The sequence below is a fragment of the Kingella denitrificans ATCC 33394 genome (assembly GCF_000190695.1).
Lineage (GTDB): Bacteria > Pseudomonadota > Gammaproteobacteria > Burkholderiales > Neisseriaceae > Kingella_A > Kingella_A denitrificans.
This window is the reverse complement of record NZ_GL870929.1, coordinates 1,322,635-1,343,916: the sequence shown is the minus strand read 5'-3', so window position 1 is coordinate 1,343,916 and position 21,282 is coordinate 1,322,635. Positions and strand designations below refer to the sequence as shown.

The 21,282-nt window shown below is 53.2% G+C and carries 28 protein-coding genes; 19 read left to right on the top strand and 9 right to left on the bottom strand.

Going from position 1 to position 21,282, the window contains the following annotated elements:
• Positions 1–24 precede the first annotated feature (24 nt).
• Positions 25–540, bottom strand: a complete 516-nt coding sequence (locus HMPREF9098_RS06780; protein ID WP_370889893.1) for a YdcF family protein — start codon at positions 538–540, stop codon at positions 25–27.
• Between the two features lie 122 nt (positions 541–662).
• On the bottom strand, positions 663–1,022 hold the full coding sequence (arsC, locus tag HMPREF9098_RS06775; RefSeq protein ID WP_040564340.1) for an arsenate reductase (glutaredoxin): 360 nt from the start codon (positions 1,020–1,022) through the stop codon (positions 663–665).
• A gap of 97 nt (positions 1,023–1,119) precedes the next feature.
• Between arsC and ampD the strand changes: the two genes are divergently transcribed.
• From ampD to HMPREF9098_RS11740, 3 genes are all read left to right on the top strand, one after another.
• Positions 1,120–1,680, top strand: a complete 561-nt coding sequence (gene ampD, locus HMPREF9098_RS06770; RefSeq protein WP_003783208.1) for a 1,6-anhydro-N-acetylmuramyl-L-alanine amidase AmpD — start codon at positions 1,120–1,122, stop codon at positions 1,678–1,680.
• Between the two features lie 84 nt (positions 1,681–1,764).
• On the top strand, positions 1,765–3,144 hold the full coding sequence (locus HMPREF9098_RS06765) for a cell division protein ZipA C-terminal FtsZ-binding domain-containing protein (RefSeq protein WP_003783207.1): 1,380 nt from the start codon (positions 1,765–1,767) through the stop codon (positions 3,142–3,144).
• An 81-nt stretch (positions 3,145–3,225) separates the two neighbouring features.
• Complete coding sequence (locus tag HMPREF9098_RS11740) at positions 3,226–3,366, top strand: hypothetical protein (protein ID WP_155803284.1); 141 nt, start codon at positions 3,226–3,228, stop codon at positions 3,364–3,366.
• Here the strand turns inward: HMPREF9098_RS11740 and lysS are convergent.
• Positions 3,340–4,854 carry a lysine--tRNA ligase gene (lysS, locus tag HMPREF9098_RS06760; RefSeq protein ID WP_003783203.1) on the bottom strand — a complete coding sequence of 505 codons (1,515 nt, stop codon included), beginning with the start codon at positions 4,852–4,854 and terminating at the stop codon, positions 3,340–3,342. The two genes, HMPREF9098_RS11740 and lysS, sit on opposite strands and share 27 nt — an antisense overlap.
• A gap of 466 nt (positions 4,855–5,320) precedes the next feature.
• Between lysS and HMPREF9098_RS06755 the strand changes: the two genes are divergently transcribed.
• From HMPREF9098_RS06755 to dnaQ, 5 genes are all read left to right on the top strand, one after another.
• Positions 5,321–6,118, top strand: a complete 798-nt coding sequence (locus HMPREF9098_RS06755; RefSeq protein WP_081457166.1) for a PhnD/SsuA/transferrin family substrate-binding protein — start codon at positions 5,321–5,323, stop codon at positions 6,116–6,118.
• Positions 6,119–6,274: 156 nt separating this feature from the next.
• The gene (gene rpsO, locus HMPREF9098_RS06750; protein WP_040564339.1) at positions 6,275–6,544 is read left to right on the top strand and encodes a 30S ribosomal protein S15; all 270 of its coding nucleotides are present in this window, start codon (positions 6,275–6,277) and stop codon (positions 6,542–6,544) included.
• A gap of 742 nt (positions 6,545–7,286) precedes the next feature.
• Positions 7,287–7,841 carry a C40 family peptidase gene (locus tag HMPREF9098_RS12390; protein ID WP_370889897.1) on the top strand — a complete coding sequence of 185 codons (555 nt, stop codon included), beginning with the start codon at positions 7,287–7,289 and terminating at the stop codon, positions 7,839–7,841.
• Positions 7,842–7,858: 17 nt separating this feature from the next.
• Entirely contained in the window at positions 7,859–8,071 is a 213-nt protein-coding gene (locus HMPREF9098_RS06740) for a hypothetical protein (protein ID WP_003783196.1), read from the top strand.
• A gap of 42 nt (positions 8,072–8,113) precedes the next feature.
• On the top strand, positions 8,114–8,851 hold the full coding sequence (gene dnaQ, locus HMPREF9098_RS06735) for a DNA polymerase III subunit epsilon (RefSeq protein WP_003783195.1): 738 nt from the start codon (positions 8,114–8,116) through the stop codon (positions 8,849–8,851).
• Here dnaQ and hpaC read toward each other — a convergent pair.
• Both hpaC and alr read right to left on the bottom strand, forming a co-directional pair.
• Positions 8,830–9,330, bottom strand: a complete 501-nt coding sequence (gene hpaC, locus HMPREF9098_RS06730; protein ID WP_081457197.1) for a 4-hydroxyphenylacetate 3-monooxygenase, reductase component — start codon at positions 9,328–9,330, stop codon at positions 8,830–8,832. The two genes, dnaQ and hpaC, sit on opposite strands and share 22 nt — an antisense overlap.
• 228 nt (positions 9,331–9,558) lie before the next feature.
• The gene (alr, locus tag HMPREF9098_RS06725) at positions 9,559–10,629 is read right to left on the bottom strand and encodes an alanine racemase (protein ID WP_003783191.1); all 1,071 of its coding nucleotides are present in this window, start codon (positions 10,627–10,629) and stop codon (positions 9,559–9,561) included.
• Positions 10,630–10,839: 210 nt separating this feature from the next.
• Here alr and rpsP point away from each other — a divergent pair, with 210 nt between their 5' ends.
• The 7 genes from rpsP to HMPREF9098_RS06690 all read left to right on the top strand — a co-directional run bounded on the left by rpsP (position 10,840) and on the right by HMPREF9098_RS06690 (position 15,418).
• Entirely contained in the window at positions 10,840–11,088 is a 249-nt protein-coding gene (gene rpsP, locus HMPREF9098_RS06720; protein ID WP_003783187.1) for a 30S ribosomal protein S16, read from the top strand.
• Between the two features lie 3 nt (positions 11,089–11,091).
• A complete protein-coding gene (rimM, locus tag HMPREF9098_RS06715; RefSeq protein ID WP_003783185.1) occupies positions 11,092–11,601 on the top strand; it encodes a ribosome maturation factor RimM in 510 nt (169 codons plus the stop codon).
• A complete protein-coding gene (trmD, locus tag HMPREF9098_RS06710) occupies positions 11,601–12,356 on the top strand; it encodes a tRNA (guanosine(37)-N1)-methyltransferase TrmD (RefSeq protein WP_003783184.1) in 756 nt (251 codons plus the stop codon). The genes rimM and trmD overlap by 1 nt, the downstream gene beginning before the upstream one ends.
• Positions 12,357–12,366: 10 nt before the next feature.
• Positions 12,367–12,735 carry a 50S ribosomal protein L19 gene (gene rplS / locus HMPREF9098_RS06705; RefSeq protein ID WP_003783182.1) on the top strand — a complete coding sequence of 123 codons (369 nt, stop codon included), beginning with the start codon at positions 12,367–12,369 and terminating at the stop codon, positions 12,733–12,735.
• Between the two features lie 181 nt (positions 12,736–12,916).
• Complete coding sequence (locus HMPREF9098_RS06700) at positions 12,917–14,446, top strand: sodium-dependent transporter (protein WP_040564338.1); 1,530 nt, start codon at positions 12,917–12,919, stop codon at positions 14,444–14,446.
• Complete coding sequence (locus HMPREF9098_RS11445; protein ID WP_040564337.1) at positions 14,436–14,540, top strand: methionine/alanine import family NSS transporter small subunit; 105 nt, start codon at positions 14,436–14,438, stop codon at positions 14,538–14,540. The genes HMPREF9098_RS06700 and HMPREF9098_RS11445 overlap by 11 nt, the downstream gene beginning before the upstream one ends.
• 152 nt (positions 14,541–14,692) lie before the next feature.
• Positions 14,693–15,418, top strand: a complete 726-nt coding sequence (locus tag HMPREF9098_RS06690) for a hypothetical protein (protein WP_040564336.1) — start codon at positions 14,693–14,695, stop codon at positions 15,416–15,418.
• Between the two features lie 57 nt (positions 15,419–15,475).
• Here the strand turns inward: HMPREF9098_RS06690 and rpmG are convergent, their stop codons facing one another.
• From rpmG to pyrH, 4 genes are all read right to left on the bottom strand, one after another.
• Complete coding sequence (rpmG, locus tag HMPREF9098_RS06685; RefSeq protein WP_003684373.1) at positions 15,476–15,631, bottom strand: 50S ribosomal protein L33; 156 nt, start codon at positions 15,629–15,631, stop codon at positions 15,476–15,478.
• A 17-nt stretch (positions 15,632–15,648) separates the two neighbouring features.
• A complete protein-coding gene (rpmB, locus tag HMPREF9098_RS06680; protein WP_003783176.1) occupies positions 15,649–15,885 on the bottom strand; it encodes a 50S ribosomal protein L28 in 237 nt (78 codons plus the stop codon).
• Positions 15,886–16,074: 189 nt separating this feature from the next.
• The gene (gene frr, locus HMPREF9098_RS06675; protein WP_003783173.1) at positions 16,075–16,632 is read right to left on the bottom strand and encodes a ribosome recycling factor; all 558 of its coding nucleotides are present in this window, start codon (positions 16,630–16,632) and stop codon (positions 16,075–16,077) included.
• Between the two features lie 144 nt (positions 16,633–16,776).
• A complete protein-coding gene (gene pyrH / locus HMPREF9098_RS06670; protein WP_040564816.1) occupies positions 16,777–17,493 on the bottom strand; it encodes a UMP kinase in 717 nt (238 codons plus the stop codon).
• Positions 17,494–17,670: 177 nt separating this feature from the next.
• Between pyrH and uppS the strand changes: the two genes are divergently transcribed.
• From uppS to hemB, 4 genes are all read left to right on the top strand, one after another.
• Entirely contained in the window at positions 17,671–18,426 is a 756-nt protein-coding gene (uppS, locus tag HMPREF9098_RS06665) for an undecaprenyl pyrophosphate synthase (RefSeq protein WP_040564815.1), read from the top strand.
• Positions 18,427–18,459: 33 nt separating this feature from the next.
• Positions 18,460–19,251, top strand: a complete 792-nt coding sequence (locus HMPREF9098_RS06660; protein ID WP_003783168.1) for a phosphatidate cytidylyltransferase — start codon at positions 18,460–18,462, stop codon at positions 19,249–19,251.
• A gap of 73 nt (positions 19,252–19,324) precedes the next feature.
• Positions 19,325–19,987, top strand: a complete 663-nt coding sequence (locus HMPREF9098_RS06655) for a TetR/AcrR family transcriptional regulator (RefSeq protein WP_040564335.1) — start codon at positions 19,325–19,327, stop codon at positions 19,985–19,987.
• Between the two features lie 94 nt (positions 19,988–20,081).
• Entirely contained in the window at positions 20,082–21,086 is a 1,005-nt protein-coding gene (gene hemB / locus HMPREF9098_RS06650) for a porphobilinogen synthase (RefSeq protein WP_040564334.1), read from the top strand.
• The last annotated feature ends 196 nt before the right edge of the window (positions 21,087–21,282 follow it).

The following is a 21,282-nucleotide window of genomic DNA, read 5'->3' as shown; positions in this document are numbered from 1 at the left end:
GGTGCTTTTATATGTATAAATTTCTCAAATAATCATTTTGGAAATGCTTCGACCAAAATGAAGCAAATGATAAATAAACAGGGCGTAACTCTCTTGGATAAAAAAAGCAGCCTGCGTTTGCCAAGAAGCATTGTGGTAGCGGCTGGTGGGTGTAGGAGAGTAGTTGGCTTTGATATCTAAATCTTCGGCAATCGCCATTGCTCTGGCAATATGCAAGGGATCGGAAATAATTACAATATCGTGCAGATGATGTTTTTGCATTAAAAAACGGGTATTGACCAGATTTTGATAGGTATCTTTGGAACGCATCTCAATTAAAATATCTTGTTCTGGAATACCTTGTTTCAGTGCAAAGTTCCGCGCCACTTCGGCTTCGGTTTCATAACCCGATTTCGGTGTGCCACCGGTGAAGATGAGTTTTCGGACATAGCCCGTTTGATATAAAGTAAGTGCGTGATTGATACGCTCGCGGAAAACTGGAGACGGCCTGTTGCCCCATGCGGCGGCGCCCAAAACAACGGCGGCATCTGCCTGCGGCAAGTCATTTTTCGGTTGCGAAAAGCGGTAAACCTGCCACGCGCACCAAAGTTGCAGGCTGCCAATTAAGAGCAGGCTCAACCCAAGGCCGCGTAGCCAATAATGCCGTTTTTTTCGTTGAATATTCATGCTTTGTCAGAAGTATTTTCCAGCCATTGGATTAGCCGTTCCAGAGGGCGCGCGACGACTGCGCCGTGTTGCGTAACAATAATCGGGCGTTCCAATAATTGCGGCGTTGCCAATAAAGCAGCCTGCAGGCTGCTTTCGTCTGCATGATCCAGTTGCAGTTCTTGATAAACGTTTTCTTTTTGGCGCAAGATTTCGCGAATGCTGCCCAAATTCAATTTTTGTTTCAACTGCGTTATTTCTTCCAAACTTAAAGGTTTTTCCAAATATAAGCGGATTTCGGGCGTGAAACCGTGCTCCGTCAGCCATTGCAAGGCTTCACGGGATTTGCTGCAACGTGGGTTGTGGTAAATAATCATGATTTTTTCCTGCAAAGAGAATCATTGTAGCGCAAGAAGCAGCCTACACAAAGCAATAAAAATCGCTATAATCTTTTATTTTTAAAACGAGTCACTTATGGCAATTTGGCAAAACGGGCGCTATGGTGCGGCGCAGCAATACGCATCATCCAACTGCGAAGCGCGTCCTGTGGGCGAACCGGTCGATTTGATTGTGCTGCACAATATTTCGCTGCCGCCTTTTGAATATGGTTCGGACGCCATTGCCCGATTGTTCACCAATCAAATTCAAACGGATCAGCACCCGTTCTTTGCCCAGTTGGCTGATTTACGCGTGTCCAGCCATTTTGTGGTTTTGCGCACGGGGCAGGTGCAGCAGTTCGTGTCGTGCGATGATATGGCGTATCACGCAGGGATTTCGCAATTTCACGGGCGGGAAAAATGCAATCGTTTTTCCATCGGCATCGAGTTGGAGGGCTGTGATTTCGAGCCGTTTACTGAAGCACAATATGCCGCACTGCTGCCCTTGTTGCACGATATTTGCGCGGTTTATCCGATTGCTGCCATTACCGGACATCAAGACATTGCACCGCAGCGGAAAACCGATCCCGGACATTTTTTTGACTGGTGCAGGCTGCAACGGAGCGGGCTGCCCATCGACCGGAATACCCGCCCATAAATTTCGGGTTTGCCAAGTTTGCAGGCTGCCAGCCAACGTTAAATCCGTTATAATAATGTAAATATCGACCATAAGAGAGCACGTATGACTTTCCCTCTGATGATAATTTTGTTGTTGGCCGTTTTGTTGGCAGTCATGCTGTACAACTTTTATCAGGAACAAAGATACCGCCGTCAGATTCGCCGCCAATTCGGTCATTCCGACCATGATGCGCTGCTGGGCAGTCAGACGCAATCGGTGCGCGACGGGCAATATCTCACCGGCAAGCGTAAAATAGCGGGCGAGGAAGAATCTGCTGCGCCCATGGTGGCCAAAGTGGCCGAGTTCGGCAAGGTGCAGCCAGAGTTGGCAGAGGAAACGCCGTTGCGGAAAGCCGCTGATGCTGCCGAAGAAAATCCCGTTTTGGAAAAGCAGCCTGCACCACCTGCCGCCGCCGAATCTTCCGAGCCTTTGCACACGGCGCACACCATGCCGTTTTCGCTGATTGAAGAAGAAGCGGAAGAATTGAAAGAATTGCTCGCTGCGGAAACCGAAACGGCCGAACTGGCAGCCGACGGGCAGAAAAAATTCCAGTTCGACAATGAAACTTCGGCCACTCCCAACAAAGAGGCCTCTTCACGCCGCCTTTTGGTGGAATTGGACGGATTGGCACGCGCAGAGCTGCCATGGTTTGACGAACGTTTTGATTATTTGGCCTATGTGGCCCTGTATCAGCCCAAAGAATTGCAACGCCTGCCGCGCCTGTCGGGCAACGGCAACGGCCGCTTTCAAATTGCAGGCTGCACGATGGACGGACGCTTTCAGTTGGCCGAGCCGATTCCGGGCGTGCATTATCAGGCCTTTGTGATTGGTTTGCAGGCCATCAGCCGCGCAGGTTTGCTGTCGGATGGCGATTTGCATTATTTCCAAAAACAAGTGCAGCAGTTTGCCGAAGAAATGGACGGCCGCGTACACTTCAAGCCGCTGCACCGCTTCCTGAAAGCCGCGCAGCCGTTTGACGAATTGTGTGAGCGCGTGGATCAAACCATCGCCATTCATTTGGTATCGAGCACGCAGATTGCGGGCGATTTGTTGCGTCACGAATTGGAAAATTCGGGTTTTGTGTTGCAGGAAGACGGCAGTTTTGCAACGCGCAACAAGGCGGGTGACCCGGAATATGTGGTGGTTACGCTGGATGGCACGGCATTTACCGAGGCTTTGCTGGCGCAGCAGTCCTATAAAGGATTCAGCATGTTGTTCGATATCACGCGCATTGCCGATGGTGCGGACAAATTCAACCAGTTCATGGCATTGGCGGTGAAACTGTCGGGCGCGATGAATTTGCAGTTGGTGGACGATCATGTGCGCCAGCTGTCCACCGATTGGCTCAAAGAGGTGCGTAGCTACGTTCAGGACCGGCAGGAAGAAATGCTGCGCGCGAACATCGAACCGGGCAGCGCATTGGCCAAACGCCTGTTTTCGTAATACGGACAATCAAAAGCAGCCCGCACTTGGTTTTGGAAGTGCAGGCTGCTTTTTTGTATGCAAATACTGACGGACATGTTCATGCAACAGTTCTATATGGGCGCTGATTACCGCAGCTTGCCGTTCCAATTCAGATTGAAAAGCAGCCTGCACTCTAAAAATCAAGTGCAGGCTGCTTTTGCTCTGTTCGCCGCCTTATTCGGGACGCATCTGCGGGAATAAAATCACGTCGCGGATGGTTTGCGAATCGGTCAGCAGCATCACCAAGCGGTCGATGCCGATGCCGCAACCGCCTGTCGGCGGCAAACCAAATTCCATGGCGCGAATGTAGTCGGCATCGTAGTGCATGGCTTCGTCATCGCCCGCGTCTTTTTGCGCCACTTGCGCTTTGAAGCGTTCGGCTTGGTCTTCGGGATCGTTCAACTCGGAATAGCCGTTTGCCAGCTCACGGCCGACAACGAACAATTCGAAACGCTCGGTTAAGCCTTGTTTCGTATCCGAAGCGCGTGCCAACGGGGAAACTTCAACCGGATAATCGACGATGAAGGTCGGGTTCCACAATTTGCTCTCGGCGCAACCTTCAAACAGGGCGAGTTGCAGGCTGCCGATGCCGGGAGACGGCGGCAGGCTTTCGCCGTGTTTGACGACTTCTTTTTTCAGCCACTCCGCATCGTTCAACTGTTCGTCGGTGTAGTGCGGATTGTATTTTTTGATGGCTTCGAGAATGGTCAGGCGCTCAAACGGGCTTTCCAAATCGACTTCTTTGCCGTTGTAGCTGATTTTCGCCGTGCCGTTTACCGTGCGCGATGCGTTGCGGATGATGTCTTCCGCCATCTGCATCATGCGTTCGTAGTCGGAGAAGGCTTCGTAGAATTCAATCATGGTGAATTCAGGGTTGTGGCGCACGGACATGCCTTCGTTGCGGAAGCTGCGGTTGATTTCAAACACGCGCTCCAAACCGCCGACCACCAGGCGTTTCAGATACAGCTCGGGCGCAATGCGCAGGTAGAGCGGGATGTCCAAAGCGTTGTGATGGGTCACGAAGGGTTTCGCCGTCGCGCCGCCGGGAATCGGGTGCATCATCGGGGTTTCGACTTCGAGATAATGCTCGTTCACCATGAAATTGCGCACGGATTGGATGATTTGGCTGCGTTTGATAAACGTATTGCGTGATTCTTCGTTGGCAATCAAATCGACGTAGCGTTGGCGGTATTTGGTTTCCTGATCGCTCAAGCCTTTGTGTTTGTCGGGCAGCGGGCGCAGGGATTTGGACAACAGGCGGATGTCGGACACGCGCACGGTCAATTCGCCTTTGCCGGTTTTGAACAAAGTGCCTTCCGCACCGATGATGTCGCCCAAGTCCCAATGGTTGAAATCGTCCAAAACTTCCTGACTCACGCCTTTGTTGTTCAGATAAAGCTGGATTTGGCCGGTCACGTCTTGAATGGTGGCAAAGCTCGCCTTGCCCATTTCACGTTTGAGCATTATGCGGCCGGCAATTTTGACGGGAACGGCTTGCGGGTCGAGTTCTTCTTTGCTGATTTCGCCGTATTGGGCGTGCAAATCGGCGGCAAAGCTGTCGCGCTTGAAGTCGTTGGGATAGGCAATGCGCTGTTGGCGGATGTTGTGCAGTTTTTCGCGGCGCAGGGCGATGATTTGGTTTTCGTCCAACTGCGGCTCGGTTTGCGGATTTTGTTGTTGTTCGCTCATCTTGTTCTCGTTTCGTTAAATTTGGAAAAATACCGCACATTTTACAGCAGCCTGCACGCTTTGCGGAACTGGCGGTGCGGTTTTTTTCATGTTCGGGGAAGCGGTTGATATTTCTTTGGAGGCGATTTTGCCGCTGTAAATGCAACGCATTGCGTGTATCGGCAAAACAACAGCCAAATCAATCGATTAAAATGGTCGCTGTCAAGAATGGCTGGTTGGTTTAACTGCTTGCTAATAAAAGGAAATAGGAATTGTTTGATTTATGTTAAACTTTCAGGCCGTTTTATCTTGTATTTGATGAAAACCAATTTATCTTTCATAAAAATTCATCTGAAATCATTGAATGCGGTAAAATATTGTCAGGAGTCTGTAAAAACAACCGTTTTGCAAAACGCGCGGGGTGTTTTTACGCAGTGTATGCCTTGCGCTGCACTTTAAAACAATGTCATCCATTAAGGAGGATGGAATGATAAAATTTTTAGTAGCGGCCGACTTTTCCCCCATCAGCTTCGGCGGCTGGCATTTGCTGAATGCGCATTTGCAGAAAGTAACCGATTTGCCGATTCACATGGTGGTGGCGGAAAGCCGCAGCGAGCAGAAAGACGGCTTGTTCCATCAAAAAAATCCGTTAGTCTATGCCGACCCGATGGACGCGGTGCAGCTGGTGCAGGAGCAAGGCTATCTGCCGGTGGCGCGCCTGCGTGGCGAATCGGATGAAGTGCTGTTGGTCGGTGCGGCGGAAGGTGCGTATCAGGGCGCGGCGGATGTGAAAGCAGCCTGCAAAATTCTGGCGGCCGACAGCGTTCATTTGCGGCAGGCAGGTTTGCGCTTGCTGCCGGATTTAACCCAAGCGGATGTGGAATGGGTGAATGTGGAAACGTTTCAGGAAACGGCGCGCCGCCTGACCAATCAGGAAGCCGATGCAGCCGTGTTGCTGAACAGCACTTTTGCGCTGCTTTTGCCTGGAACGCGCAACCGACTGAAAATATTGGCGCAAAGCCAGATGGGCGGTTTGCATCACGCAGTGTTGCTGCATCCGGATTATGCGGAAAAGCAGCCTGCATTCACGGAGGCATTCGCCAAATTGGACGAATCGCCCGAAGGAAAGCGGATTTTGATGGATTTGGAATTGGCAGGGTTTGACGCGCTGTCGGCGGAAGAAATGACGGCGATGGCCGGCCGGCTGGCAACGGAGCAGGCTGCCGAAGAAAGCGCGGCAGAGGCGGAAACTGAAACGGAAACCGAAACAGAAGCCGAACAATAAGCAAAAGCAGCCTGCACACTGCACAAATGGCGAAAATTGTGGCATAATGCGCCATCTCTCGCTTTGTCGAGAGATAATTTTGGAGTTTGCGGCCGGTTCGTTCCGAACTGTGCAAACTTGTCCGCCGAAAGGCTTATTTTATTTTAGGAAAACAAAATGGCATTGACCGTTGAACAAAAAGCGCAAATCGTTAAAGATTTCCAGCGCAAAGAAGGCGATACCGGTTCTTCAGAGGTGCAAATCGCATTGCTGACATTCCGTATCAATGATTTGACTCCCCACTTCAAAGCAAATCCGAAAGACAAACACAGCCGTCGCGGTTTGCTGAAAATGGTGAGCGCACGCCGCCGCTTGTTGGCTTACTTGCGCCGTACCGATGCGGACACTTACCGCAACGTGATTACGCGCTTGGGTCTGCGTAAATAATCCTTGCCCGCGAAGTGCAGGCTGCTTTTTGTAAGGCAGCCTGCACTTTTTTGTGTCTGCCTTAACCTTTGCAGGGCGTATCTTGACTGTTTTTAACGCTTTCTTGCGACAAATCAGGTAAAATGTGCAAGCCGCTTTTTTGCAACACCATGCGCAAACCGGCAACACATTTCATGCAATCCAAGAACATCCGAATATGAAGTTTTTACCTTATTTTTACCATTTTGCAGGCAGTTTGGCATTGAGCTTGGCATTGACCAACATTGCCGAAGCCGCACCGAAGGCAAAGCCGGCACAGCAAGCGGCACGCCCCAAGGCAGGCGCACAAAACGCCAAACCGCCGCAAAATGCAAAGCCCGCACAAAATGCGAAGACGGGACGGGACGCAAAGCCTGCCCCAAACGCCAAGCCGGCACAGAGCAGCAAAACGCCTGCCAATTCACGTTCCAATAACGACAAATCCCGCAGCAGCACTTCATCGCGCAATCAGCGCAACAACGACGACGAAATCGGCCGTGCGGCGCGCCAGGCAGCCAATGCCAACAACCGCGCCAATTCACGTTCCAATAACGACAAATCCCGCAACAACACTTCATCGCGCACCCAGCGCAACAATAATGACGACGAAATCGGCCGTGCGGCACGTCAGGCAGCCAATGCCAATAATCGTGCCAACAGCCGCGGCAGCAATGCCAATTCGCGCAGCAGCACCCCGCCGCGTGCACGCCGCAATGACGATGAAATCGGTCAGATTGCGCGCCAGGCAGGGAGCGGCAGCACTACCAGCCGCACAGAAAATACGGCGCGCAGCAATGATGACGAAATCGGTCGGATTGCGCGCCAAAGTAGCGTTACCGAAAGCCCACCGCCTGCCGTATCGTCATCGGCGGGGCGCGGCGATGTGGATGATTTGATTGGCAGCGCAATGGGCTTTTTGGGCGTGGCCTACCGTTTTGGCGGCGCGTCGCCTTCAGGCTTCGATTGCAGCGGTTTCATGCAGTATATTTTCCGCAAGGCGTTTGCCGTGAACCTGCCGCGCACTTCGGCCGAGCAGGCAAATGTGGGCGTGGCGGTGAACCGCAGCCAGTTGCAGCCGGGCGATATGGTGTTTTTCCGCACGGCAGGCAGCCGCATTTCCCATGTGGGCATGTATATCGGCAACGACCGCTTCATCCACGCGCCCAGAACGGGCAAGCGTATCGAAATCACCAGCCTGTCCAACCGTTATTGGAGTGCGCGTTACGCAACGGCGCGCCGTGTGAAACGCCAAAACGCGCAGAACTTTATCCGCAACTAACCGTGTTTGGAGAATGAATGGCACAACCCGAAATGCCCAAATGGTTCGGCGATGACGGTTCGCCCGTGTCGTGCACCGAAAAAATCAAAGTGATGTCGCAGAATATGGACGAGCTGTTCCAAGCAGCGCAAGATGCATTTGAAGACGCGCTGCTGATGGGGTGCAGCGAAGCGCAGGTGCGCGAATATTTGCAGCAGTTGGTTCGCGGTGTGGAAAACCCGTATCGGTAGGCACGAAAAAGCAGCCTGCACTTTTCTGAAGAATCTGTATTTATGAATCAGCGACAAATTATATTGGATACCGAAACCACGGGTTTCGAGCACAGCCGCGCGGACAATCCCGACCGCATGATTGAATTTGCCGGTTTGGAAATGGTGAACCGCCAATTCACGCAAAACGATTTGCACCTTTATATTCATCCGGAGCGCGATATTCCCGCCGAAGCCACTGCCGTGCACGGCATCACGCTGGACGATTTGGCCGACAAACCCGTGTTTGCCGACGTGGCGCAGCAGATTTTCGATTTTCTGAAAGGCGCGGAACTGATTATCCACAATGCGAAATTCGACGTGGGTTTCCTGAACGCCGAATTTGCCCGTGTCGGGCTGCCGAATATCGACAGCGTCTGCACGGTGGTCGATACGCTGGAAATGGCGCGCAAGCGTTATCCTGGCCAGAAAAACAGTTTGGACGCGCTGTGTACGCGGCTGGGCGTGGACAGAAGCCGCCGCGTGCTGCACGGCGCGTTGATTGACTGCGAACTGCTCGGCGGCGTGTATTTGGCGATGACGCGCGGCCAATTCAGTTTGGACGATGCGTTTGCGGCGGATAATGCCGTGTCGGCGGGAAATGCGGCAAAAGGTGCGCTGGCAGCGCCTTTGTCGGCAGGAAAATTGAAAGTGCAGGCTGCTTCTGAAGAAGAATGCGCGGCACACGAGAATTATTTGGATGGCTTGGACAAAGCGGCAGGCGGCCGCTGCATTTATCGTCAGTCGGACAATCCGAACTGACGGCGGTAGTAAACCAGCGGCGGTTGCTGCTGGGCGTTCGGCGCGGAGATTTCGTCCAACTGCACATAAAAAACGCTGTGGGTGCCGATGCTGTGTTCTGCGGTGATGTGGCCGTGCAAATGCGCCAGCGCGCCTTCAATCTGCAACTGCCCCGTGCTGCCGCGGTGCCAGATGTGTTGCTCGAAGCGTTCGGCGGGTGTGAGCGCGGTCATGCCGGCAAAATGTTCGGCCGCATCCTGCTGGTGTGCCGCCAATACGTTAATGCACAAATGGCGGTTACTCTGCAAAATCGGGTGGATGCGTGTTTTCTGATTCACGCACAGCAACATGGTCGGCGGTTCGTCCGTCACGGCGGCCACAGCGGTCATGGTGATGCCGTATCGTCCCGCCTCGCCGTCGGTGGTGATGATGTGCACGCCCGATGTGCAAAATGACATGGCTTCACGGAATTGTTGTCGGATAGTGTCGTTGGCGGTCATGGAGATATCGGAAAAAGTGAATTGGTCGGTTGCGGCAACAGGCAAAAAGCAGCCTGCACTTTAAGGAGCGCGTGTTCCGGAGTGCAGGCTGCTTTTGTATCGCGGGAATCTGGTCGCCCGTTATGGTGGATTAAAATAAAAATGAGACAAGGCAGCGAGCCGCAAGGCGTACAGGTAGTACGTCAAGGCGAGCCAACGTCGTATCATTGCGATTTTAATTCACTATATTTATGCCTGATACACGCGCCGCATGCGTTTGATGTGGCACAGGATTTCATAGGGGATATGCCCTGCGGACTGCGCCAGTTCGTTGATGGAAACACTGTCGCCGAACAGCTCGACTTCGTAGGCCGAATCGGCGGGGACGTGGCTCAAATCGACGGTTAGCATGTCCATGGACGCGCGGCCGATTAAGCGTGAGCGCATACCGTTGATGAACACGGGCGTGTCGGTGGGGGCGTTGCGCGGATAGCCGTCCGCATAGCCGCACGCCACCAAGCCCACGCGCGTGGAACGTTTCGTGTAAAACGATGCGCCGTAACCAATCGGTTCGTGCGGCTGCAAAACGCGTTCGGCAAACACTTGGGAGGCAACGCGCATCACGGGTTTCAAATCGGCTTCAAAGCAGCCTGCACCTGCGGCGAAGGGCGATACGCCGTATAACGCCAAACCGGCGCGCCCCCATTCGCGTCTGGCTTCGGGATAGGCCAAAATCGCCGCCGAATTGGCCAGGCTGCTGTCGCCGCCCAGTCCTTCACATGCCGTGTCGAACGTGTCGATTTGCATTTCCGTCATGCCGCGTTCCGCATCGTCCGCGCAGGCGAAATGGGTCATTTTAACGATTTTGCCGATTTTGGGGCTTTGTTGCAGCGCGTGGTAAGCCGCGGCATAGTTGTGCGGGAAAAAGCCGGCGCGGTGCATGCCGCTGTCCATTTTCAGCCACACGGTTGCAGGCTGCTTCCAATCGTGCGCCAAGCAGTCTTCCAGCTGCGTTTGCTGGTGGATGACCGTCCATAAGCCGTATTGTTCCACCAGCGCATATTCGTGCGGCTCGAATACGCCTTCCAGCAGCAGAATCGGGCTTTTAATCCCGTTTTCGCGCAGCGTGACGGCTTCTTCCAGAAACGCCACCGCAAAACCGTCGGCCATGTCGTCCAAGGCTTTTGCGCATTGCACTGCGCCGTGCCCATAGGCATCCGCCTTCACGACGGCCAGCAAATTCTGCCCGTGCATTTCTTTGAGCACGCGGTAATTGTGGCGCAGGTGCGCCAGTCTGATTTCTGCAACTAAAGGACGCATGATTTCACTCCGAAAGGAAAAATGAACGCGCAGGCAGCCTGCAAAAGCGCTATTATAGACGAAAACCGTTCCCTTTTTTCAGCTTTACCGCCCGCAGTGCGAAAAGAATGGATAAAGCACTTGCCTAAACAATACAAAAGCTAATAAAATGCACGGTTTTCTATATCCACTCAACTCGCAAAGCTTTGCGAATTTACAAGGAATATAAGCATGGTAGTTATCCGTTTGGCCCGTGGCGGCTCTAAAAAACGTCCTTTTTACAACATCATCGTTGCCGACAGCCGCAGCCGTCGCGACGGTCGCTTCATTGAGCGCGTGGGCTTCTACAACCCCGTTGCCAATGAAAAACAAGAGCGCATCCGCATCGCCGCAGACCGTTTGAACCACTGGGTTGCACAAGGCGCGCAAGTGAGCGAAGCCGTTGCCAAATTGGTTAAAGAGCAAAAAGTTGCCGCTTAATCCATGAGCGGCAGTCAAAACTGGGTCGCCATGGGCTATATCAAAGGCGCATTCGGTGTTAAAGGCTGGGTTAAAGTCCACGCCGGAACTGAATATGCCGACAGCCTGTTGGATTACCCCGAATGGCGTTTGACCAAAGGTGGCAATGTCCGGGTTGCCGAAATCGAAGCCAGCAAAGTGGCCGGCGACGAATTGCAAGTTAAATTCGCCCACATTAACGACCGCGACGAAGCCGCATTATTGCGCGGCTACACCATCGAAATCGCACGCGAAAACTTTGCCGAAACCGAAGAAGACGAGTATTACTGGGCGGATTTGGTCGGTATGAGCGTTGTGAACCGCGAACAGGCGGTTTTGGGCGAAGTGGTCAAACTCATGGAAACCGGCGCGCACGATGTTTTGGTGGTGCGCGGCGAATACGGCGAAAAACTGATTCCGTTCGTGTCGCACTATATTGACGGCGTGGACGCGGAAAACCGCAAAATTACCGCCGATTGGGGCGTGGATTACTGATGCTGATTCAAGCCGTTACGCTGTTTCCTGAAATGTTCCGCAGCATCGTCGAATACGGTGTGACGGGACGGGCGCACAAACAGAACCTTTGGCAGTTTTCCGCCATTAATCCGCGGCAGTTCGCCGATAACAAACTGGGCTATATCGATGATAGGCCGTTTGGCGGCGGTGCCGGCATGGTGATGATGGCGGAGCCTTTGTGCAAGGCGGTCGAATTTGCCAAGCAAAGCAGCCTGCAGCCTGCACGGGTGATTTATTTAAGCCCGCAGGGCGCGCCATTGACACACAAAAAAGTGGTCGAATTGTCGCAGCTGAGCCATTTGGTTTTGCTATGCGGCCGTTACGAAGGCGTGGACGAGCGCGTGCTGCAAAGCTGCGTTGACGAAGAAATCAGTATTGGTGATTTTGTGGTGTCGGGCGGCGAATTGCCCGCCATGATGCTGATGGACGCGGTGTTGCGTTTTGTGCCCGATGTGCTAGGCGACATGGCGTCAGCCGAACAGGATTCGTTTGCCGACGGCTTGCTGGATTATCCGCATTACACGCGGCCGGCAGAATTTCAGGGCATGGGTGTGCCGGAAGTTTTAACTTCGGGCAATCATGCGTTGATTGCGGAATGGCGATTGGAACAATCGTTGCGCCGCACATTGATGCGCCGACCAGATTTGCTGGAAAAGCGCGATTTACTCCCACAGGAAATCCGACTTTTAGACAAAATCCGTCAGGAAAGCAACGGAGAATCCATATCATATTAAGGAAAAAAACATGAATCTGATCCAACAATTGGAGCAAGAAGAAATTGCCCGTTTGAACAAAGACATCCCTGAATTTGCACCCGGTGATACCGTGGTGGTATGGGCGCGCGTGGTGGAGGGTAACCGTACCCGTCTGCAAGCGTATGAAGGCGTTGTGATTTCTCGCCGCAACCGTGGCTTGAACAGCAACTTCATCGTCCGCAAAATTTCGAACGGCGAAGGTGTTGAGCGTACATTCCCGCTGTACTCACCACGCGTAGAGAAAATCGAAGTGAAACGCCGCGGTGATGTGCGCCGTGCGAAACTGTACTACTTGCGCGGTCTGACTGGTAAAGCGGCTCGTATTAAAGAAAAACTGCCTGCACGCAAACAAGCGTAATAGGGCATATTGGAAAAGCAGCCTGCACTTTGTTTATTGAAGTGCAGGCTGCTTTTTTTCTTCTTCGGCAATGCGATAAAATTTTCTAATCGAATTGGCTTAACTTATCTTTACTTTTTTTAAAAATTTTGGCATAGTTAGCAACTTTCAGATTTCAGTAGTCAAAACAGAGGTGCGTATTATGTCGAATCAACAGACATCGACCGCAAAACCCAAACGGGAAACTTTCTCGGGACAAAAAGCGTTTATTTTTGCCGCCATCGGCTCGGCAGTGGGCTTGGGCAATATTTGGCGTTTCCCTTATGTAACGTATGATAATGGCGGCGGCGCGTTCATCATTCCTTATTTGGTGGCATTGCTGACGGCGGGCATTCCACTGTTGTTTTTGGATTATGCCATCGGGCACAAATACCGTGGTTCTGCGCCGCTGTCGTTCCGCCGCATGAGTTCTAAGTTGGAAGCATTCGGCTGGTGGCAGGTGCTGATTAACGTCATCATCGGTATTTATTATGCCGTGATTTTGGGTTGGTCGGCCAGCTACACCTATTTCTCGCTCAACAAAGCGTGGGGCAGCAATCATGCCGATTTCTTCTTTAAAGAATATCTGCGGATGGCGGATGGTGCCGGCGTCAGCATGGACTTCGTCTCTGCCGTGACTTTGCCACAAATCGGTGTGTGGGCGTTTATTTTGATTGTCATGGCGCTGGGCGTGCAAAAAGGCGTGGGCAAATCTTCGGCATTTTTCATGCCGCTGCTCACCGTCATGTTCGGTATTTTGGTGGTCAGCTCGCTCTTTCTGCCGGGCGCGGCCAAAGGCTTGAATGCGCTGTTCACGCCGAACTGGGACAAACTGCTTGAACCGGCCGTGTGGATTGCCGCCTACGGGCAGATTTTCTTTTCGCTGTCCATCTGCTTCGGCATCATGGTAACGTATGCATCTTATTTGAAACGCGATACCGATTTGACCGGCTCCGGCTTGGTGGTGGGTTTCGCCAACAGCAGCTTTGAATTGCTGGCCGGTATCGGCGTGTTTGCCGCATTGGGCTTTATGGCGCAGGCGGGCGGCAAGGAAGTGAGCGAGGTGGCGACATCGGGCATCGGTTTGGCGTTTATCGCCTTCCCTGCCATTATCGACCAAGCGCCGATGGGCAGCCTGCTGGGCGTGCTGTTTTTCGGTTCGCTGTTGTTTGCCGGCGTCACTTCGCTGATTTCGATTCTGGAAGTGATTATTGCCGCCGTGCAGGACAAGCTGCACTGGGGACGCGTGGTTTCGACCATCGTCGTGTGCGTACCGATGGCGTTGTTGTCCATTGCGCTGTTCGGCACCACCACGGGCTTGCCCATGTTGGACGTGTTGGACAAATTCGTAACCAATTTCGGCATTGTCGCCGTTGCCTTTTTCTCGTTGGTGGCAATGGCAATCGGCAAATATCTGCCTACATTGGCAGAGCATATCAACCGCACATCATCTTTTAAGGTTGGCAAAATGTGGGTGTTGGTGTCCGGCATATTGACGCCGGTGGTGTTGGGTTACATGCTGTTCAGCGAACTGACCAAGATTATCAAAGAAGGATATGAAAATTATCCCGATTGGTTTGTGAATACGTTCGGCTGGGGCATGGCAGGGGGATTGATTGTGTTAGCGATTATTTTGTCGCGCCTGGCATGGCACGGTCGCGACCAAGCAGAGGAGAACAACCATGAACAATAGTGCCGTCATTATGATGCTGGTGGCGATTGTGATTATCTGGGGCGGATTGATTGCCTCGCTGGTACATTTGCTCAAAGCAAAACGTGATGATTGAAGCGTAGAATAAAGTGCAGGCTGCTTTTGGTAACCGAAAAAGCAGCCTGCACTTTTATTCGTGCGACATTACAAATGCCCAATCATGCCCATGCCGTAGCGGCGCATTGCAGATTTCACTATAATGCAGCCATCAAGCTCAAAGGAAACCCAATGATTAACTTGTACCAACGACTGAACCTTCCGCCCACCGCCAGCCGTGCCGAAATTGAAGCCGCATTGGCGCAATACCATTCCGAGCTTAGCGATGCCGAAATCCGCGGCGTGCAGGAATGGCTGCTGGTCAATGAAGTGCGTTATCGCTATGATGCGAGACTGCGCCAAGAACAACCGAGTTTCTTTATTCCATCGCAAAAGCAGCCTGCACCTGCCGCTCCGTCCCACAGCGGGCACGGCGGTTATTACACGCCCAAATTGTATAACCCCACCGTGGCCGCCGTGCTGGGCATTCTGTTATCCCCCATCATCGGCGCATGGCTGCATGCCATTAACTGGCGCGAATTGGGCAATGAAGATGCCGCACGGCAGAATATGTATGTGGTGTATGGCACGATTGTGTTCGGCATATTGAGTACGCTCCTTTATTTTTTTGCCGCAATCGAAATTCCTATTATGGGTTGGTCGATTGCGCTGGGCTGGTTTTTCAGTATCGGCAAAAACCAAATCGACTTTCTGCGCCGAGAAGCCGGCAATGATTACATGCGCAAAAAATGGAGCAAAGTCGTGAAGTGGATCATTTTCGGCATTTTGGCTTATTTTTTCGTTTACTATTTTGCTTTGTATTTTCTCTATACGTCAGGCAGCCTGCACCCCAGCGTAATGGAGTTCATCAGGAAGATGTTGGAAGAGGCCGCCCGTGGTGCTGCTGCCCAGCCATAAATTGGCAACAAGAAAATCCCTAGTCTGCGGACTAGGGATTTGTTTTTTGAAGCCGGATTATTTCAATTTGGTTTCTTTGTAAATCACGTGCTTGCGGGCAACAGGGTCAAATTTTTTGATTTCCAATTTGCCGGGCATTGTGCGTTTGTTTTTGGTCGTGGTGTAGAAATGACCAGTGCCGGCAGATGATTCCAATTTGATTTTATCGCGCATAATCGTATTCCTTTAAATTAGATAGCTTCACCGCGTGCACGCAAATCAGCCAAAACGGCATCGATACCGTTTTTATCGATAGTGCGCAAAGCAGCATTTGATACACGAAGGCGAACCCAACGGTTTTCGCTCTCTACCCAAAAACGGCGTGATTGCAGGTTAGGCAAAAAACGGCGTTTGGTTTTGTTGTTGGCATGTGATACGTTGTTGCCGGACACGGGGCGTTTGCCGGTGATTTTGCAAACTTTTGCCATGATTGGTCTCCAAACTTTAAAAATAAACGGGTTAAACAAACTGCGGCCATCCGCCGCAAAAAGGGCAATCCTTACAACGACCTAGCTGTATTTCAGTGCGGATTGCCCGTTGAAATGCTTATCAGGAAAATAAGTTTTGCCTGCGAAAACGGCGAATTATACAAGGTTTGTGCTTGTTATGCAAAGGTTTTAAATCGCCATCAGGTCTTCTTCTTTGGCAGCCAGCATTTTATCGACATCGGCAATGTATTTGTCGGTCAGCTTTTGCACGGATTCTTCGGCGCGGCGTGCCTCGTCTTCGGAGATTTCTTTGTCTTTGAGCAGTTTTTTCACATGGTCGTTGGCATCGCGGCGCACATTGCGGATGGAAACGCGGCCGTCTTCGGCTTCGCCGCGCACGACTTTAATCAGGTCTTTGCGGCGCTCTTCGGTGAGCATGGGCATGGGGACGCGGATTAAGTCGCCCACGGACGAAGGGTTCAGGCCCAGGTTGGAATCGCGGATGGCTTTTTCGATTTTGGCGGCCATGTTGCTTTCAAAGGGTTTGACGCCGATGGTGCGTGCGTCCAGCAGGGTAACGTTGCCCACTTGGCTGACGGGGACTTCGCTGCCCCAGTATTCGACGGTTACTTGGTCGAGCAGGCCGGTGTGGGCGCGGCCGGTGCGTACTTTGGCCAGGTTTTCGCGCAGCACTTCCAGCGAGCGCTGCATTTTGTTTTCGGCGGTTTTTTGAATGTCGCTAATCATGTGTCGTCCTTCAATCAATATTAATAGTGGAATGAAATAGTAAACGGTTAATGGTAAAGCGTTTGCACGGCAACGGCAAGGGTTGCGCGGCAATAAAAAGCAGCCTGCACTTTGTTTTTCGGAGTGCAGGCTGCTTTTTGCGGGTTAGTTATGCACCAGCGTGCCTTCGTCTTTGCCCTGTACCACATCGCGCAGCGCGTTTTCTTTGTGGATGTCGAACACGACGATGTTCAGGTTTTGCTCTTGGCACAGGGTGAATGCGGTGGCGTCCATCACTTTCAGTTTTTTGTCGATGGCTTCGGCAAAGGTAACGGATTTATAGCGCGTGGCATTCGGGTTGGTGCGCGGGTCGGCGGTGTAGATGCCGTCCACGTTGGTGGCTTTGAGCATGACGTTGCAGCCCATTTCGGCACCGCGCAGGGCGGCGGCGGTGTCGGTGGTGAAGAACGGGTTACCCGTGCCAGCGGCGAAAATCACGATTTTGCCTTCTTCCAGATATTGGATGGCTTTGGGGCGGGTGTAGGTTTCGGCAATTTGCTGCATGGCCAAAGCAGACTGCACGCGGGCTTTCGCGCCGATGCTTTCCAGCGCGTCTTTCAATGCCAATGCGTTCATGACGGTGGCCAGCATGCCCATATAGTCGGCAGTGGCCCTGTCCATGCTGCCGGCTTGTGCGGACACGCCACGGAAAATGTTGCCGCCACCCACCACGATGGCGATTTCCACGCCCAAATCCGAAATTTCTTTGATTTGGCGCGCCGTCTGCATGATGGTGTCGCGGTTGATGCCGAACGGGTCTTTGCCCATCAGCGATTCGCCGGATAGTTTCAATAAAACGCGGCGGTATTGCACAGTGCTCATTTTTAATCCCTTTGTTTTGGAGAAAACGGCGGCAATTATACGCCATTTGCCGATATTCTTCATGCTTGCGGCGGCAGAAAAAAGCAGCCTGCACATGAAAAACAGCCGTATAGTGCATTCACTTCACTTCCGTTATAATCAACGCTTCTGCCCATGTTTGAACACGAAGGTATCCACATGACACCACCCAGCAGTACGCAAACCATTCCGGAACACCACACCGTGCCGCACCATGTCGCCGTGATTATGGACGGCAACGGTCGCTGGGCGAAAAAACGCTTCATGCCCCGCGTGATGGGGCACAAAAAAGGGCTGGACGTTTTGGAAAATATGTGCCGCGTGTGCGACCGCGCTGGTGTCCGTTTTTTAACCGTGTTTGCCTTTTCCACGGAAAACTGGCGCCGTCCCGAAGACGAAGTATCGTTTTTGATGAACCTGTTTTTAATGGCGCTGCAAAAGCGTGTCGTGAAGATGCACCAAAACAATATGCGCCTGCGCGTCATCGGCGACCGCAGCCGTTTCAGCGAAGCCATGCGCCGCAGCATTGACGAAGCCGAAGCAATGACGCGCGGCAACACAGGTCTCACGCTCACCATCGCAGCCGATTACGGCGGCCGCTGGGATATTTTGCAGGCAGCCAATGCCTTAATTGCCGAGGGCGTGCAGCACATCACCGAAAGCGATTTGAGCGGCAAACTCATGCTGGCCGATGTGCCCGAACCCGATTTGTTTATCCGCACCGGCGGCGAAACGCGCATCAGCAACTTCATGCTCTGGCAGATGGCATACGCCGAATTTTATTTTACCGATACCTTGTGGCCCGATTTTGACGAAGAACACATTCACCGCGCCCTGTCGTCTTTTGCGCAGCGCGAACGCCGCTTCGGCCGTACTTCCGAGCAATTACCTGTCGAACAGCAGCGCGCGCCGTAAAAAGCAGCCTGCACCTTTTCCGGATAGAGAGTTATGTTGAAACAACGCATCCTTACCGCCTTGGTGTTAATCCCGCTCATGCTGCTGATGCTGTTTGCCGCAGGCAGCGGCCTGTGGGCGGCGTTTTGCGGACTGATGGTTTTGCTGGCGCTGTGGGAATACGGCCGCATGGCAGGCATTGCCCAAACGCAGCAGGTTCCGTATTTGGTCGGCACCGCACTTTTTTTGTGGCTGGCATATTTGGGCGGCTGGCAGCTGCCGCCTTTGGCTTGGGCGGCGGTGGCCGCGTTTTGGCTGCTGGTCATGCCCGCCTGGCTGAGCGGCAAATGGCGCGTTTCCGCCAATGCGCGCGGCTGGGCGGTGGGCTGGCTGCTGATGCTGCCGCTGTGGTTTGCGCTGGTGCATTTGCGGCAAACGCAGGGTGCAGGCAGCCTGCTGGCCTTAATGGCGGTGGTGTGGATTGCCGATACGGCCGCGTATTTCGCGGGGCGCACCTTCGGCAAACACCGCCTTGCCCCCGTATTGAGCCCGAAAAAAAGCTGGGAAGGCGCGGTCGGCGGCATGGCGGCGGTGCTGGTGTATGCGCTGTGGGCGCGGCACATGGGCTGGTTGTTTCAGGAATCGGGCGTGGCGGCCACATTGGCGGCAGCCTGCATTTTAACGTGGGTGAGCATTGGCGGCGATTTGCTGGAAAGCTGGCTGAAACGTGCGGCCGGCATTAAAGACAGCAGCAACCTGCTGCCCGGGCACGGCGGCGTGTTCGACCGTATCGACAGCTTGATTGCCGCCGTGTGCGTGTATGCGGCGGTGCTGGCGTTGGCTTAATCGGTGTGCAGGCTGCCTGCACTGTGCGCGGCCATCGGCAATGAAATCAAAAAATAACAGGAAAAATATTAAAATGAGCAGAGAAACACGCCCCGGCGGCACTTATTTGCGGATTATCGAAAGCAGCCTGCAACTGTTCAACGAGCAGGGCGAGCGCAATGTCAGCACCAACCACATCGCCAACTATCTGGGCATCAGCCCCGGCAACCTGTATTACCATTTCGGCAATAAGGACGAGATTGTCGTGCAGTTGTTCAAACGGTATAGCGAAGAATTGCAAACGTATCTGACCCAAACCGAGCTGCCGGATGACATTGCCAAAATGACGACGTATATGGCCGGCGTGTACCGCGTGCTGTGGGCCTACCGCTTTTTGTTCAGCGATGTGAACGCGCTGCTGATGCGCAGCACCGAACTGCTGGGCGAACACAACCAATTCACGCGCGAACGCGTGGCGCCGCTGATTATCAAGCTGCTGCGGAAATTGAACGAAAAAGGCATTATCGAAATTGACGAAATCGGCATTCGCGATTTGTCGGTCAATATGTGGCTGATTACCAAATACTGGTTCGACTTCGACCGCAGCCTGGACCAAGACAACTGTTTGGACGAACGGGCGCAATCGCGCGGGGTGTACCGCACATTGAGCCTGGTGCGCCCGTATATCCAAAAAGCGCATTTGGCAGAGTTCGACCGGATTATGGCCGATATGAGCCCCGCCGCGCCCGCACGATAAAAAGCAGCCTGCACCCGATGCCCGATGAACATTCGAACCGGTTGCAGGCTGCTTTTTCATTTGATTGACATGATTGACTCACGAAAGAAACGCCATGAACTTCCCACCGCGACACCTCCCCCTGACCCGTATGCGCCGTATGCGCCGCGACGATTTTTCCCGCCGCCTGATGCGCGAAAACACCCTGACCGCCGACGATTTGATTTACCCCGTGTTCGTGCTGGAAGGCGAAAACCGCGAGCAGGAAATCTCGTCCATGCGTGGCATTAAGCGCCAAAGCCTGGATTTGCTGCTCAAAACCGCCGAACGCGCCGTACAACTGGGCATTCCCATGCTGGCGCTGTTTCCCGTCGTCACCCAAAACAAAACTGCCGACGCGCAGGAAGCCTACAACCCCGAAGGCTTGGTGCAGACCGCCGTGCGCACGCTGCGCCGCGAGTTTCCCGAATTGGGCATCATGACCGACGTCGCGCTCGATCCTTACACATTGAGCGGCCAAGACGGTTTGACGGACGACACGGGCTACGTATTGAATGACGAAACCATCGAAGTGCTGATAAAACAGGCATTGAGCCATGCCGAAGCTGGCGCGCAAGTCGTCGCCCCATCCGACATGATGGACGGCAGAATCGGCGCCATCCGCCAAGCCTTGGAGCAGCACGGCCACATCCACACGCGCATCATGGCGTATTCCGCCAAATACGCCTCCGCCTTTTACGGACCGTTCCGCGACGCGGTGGGCAGTGCGGGCAATCTGGGCAAATCCACCAAAGACCAATACCAGCAAGACCCCGCCAACAGCGATGAAGCATTGCACGAAGTCGCGCTCGATTTGCAGGAAGGCGCGGACATGGTGATGGTTAAACCCGGCATGCCGTATCTGGACGTGGTGCGCCGCGTGAAAGACGAATTCGGCGTGCCGACGTATGCCTACCAAGTGTCGGGCGAATACGCCATGTTGCAGGCGGCCATCGAACACGGCTGGCTGGACGGCGATAAAGTGATTCTGGAAAGCCTGCTCGCTTTCAAACGCGCCGGTGCGGACGGCATTCTGACGTATTTTGCCTTGCAGGCTGCCGAGCAGTTGCAGCGCAAATAAATCAGGCGCAAAAAAGCAGCCTGCACTTTGAACAACGGGGTGCAGGCTGCTTTTTATTAGATGCGGCAGGGTTGCCCGCCGCTGTGTTTTTTCATTTTATAGTCGATTAAAATTGCAATGATACGGCGTTGGCTCGCCTTGACGTACTACCTATACGCCTTGCGGCTTGCCGCCTTGTCTCATTTTTATTTTAATC

Coding starts and splice junctions, on each gene's coding strand:
- arsC (WP_040564340.1), bottom strand. CDS start 1,022: ATGATTATTTACCACAACCCACGTTGCAGCAAATCCCGTGAAGCCTTG.
- ampD (WP_003783208.1), top strand. CDS start 1,120: ATGGCAATTTGGCAAAACGGGCGCTATGGTGCGGCGCAGCAATACGCA.
- HMPREF9098_RS06765 (WP_003783207.1), top strand. CDS start 1,765: ATGACTTTCCCTCTGATGATAATTTTGTTGTTGGCCGTTTTGTTGGCA.
- HMPREF9098_RS11740 (WP_155803284.1), top strand. CDS start 3,226: ATGCAACAGTTCTATATGGGCGCTGATTACCGCAGCTTGCCGTTCCAA.
- lysS (WP_003783203.1), bottom strand. CDS start 4,854: ATGAGCGAACAACAACAAAATCCGCAAACCGAGCCGCAGTTGGACGAA.
- HMPREF9098_RS06755 (WP_081457166.1), top strand. CDS start 5,321: ATGATAAAATTTTTAGTAGCGGCCGACTTTTCCCCCATCAGCTTCGGC.
- rpsO (WP_040564339.1), top strand. CDS start 6,275: ATGGCATTGACCGTTGAACAAAAAGCGCAAATCGTTAAAGATTTCCAG.
- HMPREF9098_RS06740 (WP_003783196.1), top strand. CDS start 7,859: ATGGCACAACCCGAAATGCCCAAATGGTTCGGCGATGACGGTTCGCCC.
- dnaQ (WP_003783195.1), top strand. CDS start 8,114: ATGAATCAGCGACAAATTATATTGGATACCGAAACCACGGGTTTCGAG.
- hpaC (WP_081457197.1), bottom strand. CDS start 9,330: ATGACCGCCAACGACACTATCCGACAACAATTCCGTGAAGCCATGTCA.
- alr (WP_003783191.1), bottom strand. CDS start 10,629: ATGCGTCCTTTAGTTGCAGAAATCAGACTGGCGCACCTGCGCCACAAT.
- rpsP (WP_003783187.1), top strand. CDS start 10,840: ATGGTAGTTATCCGTTTGGCCCGTGGCGGCTCTAAAAAACGTCCTTTT.
- rimM (WP_003783185.1), top strand. CDS start 11,092: ATGAGCGGCAGTCAAAACTGGGTCGCCATGGGCTATATCAAAGGCGCA.
- trmD (WP_003783184.1), top strand. CDS start 11,601: ATGCTGATTCAAGCCGTTACGCTGTTTCCTGAAATGTTCCGCAGCATC.
- rplS (WP_003783182.1), top strand. CDS start 12,367: ATGAATCTGATCCAACAATTGGAGCAAGAAGAAATTGCCCGTTTGAAC.
- HMPREF9098_RS06700 (WP_040564338.1), top strand. CDS start 12,917: ATGTCGAATCAACAGACATCGACCGCAAAACCCAAACGGGAAACTTTC.
- HMPREF9098_RS11445 (WP_040564337.1), top strand. CDS start 14,436: ATGAACAATAGTGCCGTCATTATGATGCTGGTGGCGATTGTGATTATC.
- HMPREF9098_RS06690 (WP_040564336.1), top strand. CDS start 14,693: ATGATTAACTTGTACCAACGACTGAACCTTCCGCCCACCGCCAGCCGT.
- rpmG (WP_003684373.1), bottom strand. CDS start 15,631: ATGCGCGATAAAATCAAATTGGAATCATCTGCCGGCACTGGTCATTTC.
- rpmB (WP_003783176.1), bottom strand. CDS start 15,885: ATGGCAAAAGTTTGCAAAATCACCGGCAAACGCCCCGTGTCCGGCAAC.
- frr (WP_003783173.1), bottom strand. CDS start 16,632: ATGATTAGCGACATTCAAAAAACCGCCGAAAACAAAATGCAGCGCTCG.
- pyrH (WP_040564816.1), bottom strand. CDS start 17,493: ATGAGCACTGTGCAATACCGCCGCGTTTTATTGAAACTATCCGGCGAA.
- uppS (WP_040564815.1), top strand. CDS start 17,671: ATGACACCACCCAGCAGTACGCAAACCATTCCGGAACACCACACCGTG.
- HMPREF9098_RS06660 (WP_003783168.1), top strand. CDS start 18,460: ATGTTGAAACAACGCATCCTTACCGCCTTGGTGTTAATCCCGCTCATG.
- HMPREF9098_RS06655 (WP_040564335.1), top strand. CDS start 19,325: ATGAGCAGAGAAACACGCCCCGGCGGCACTTATTTGCGGATTATCGAA.
- hemB (WP_040564334.1), top strand. CDS start 20,082: ATGAACTTCCCACCGCGACACCTCCCCCTGACCCGTATGCGCCGTATG.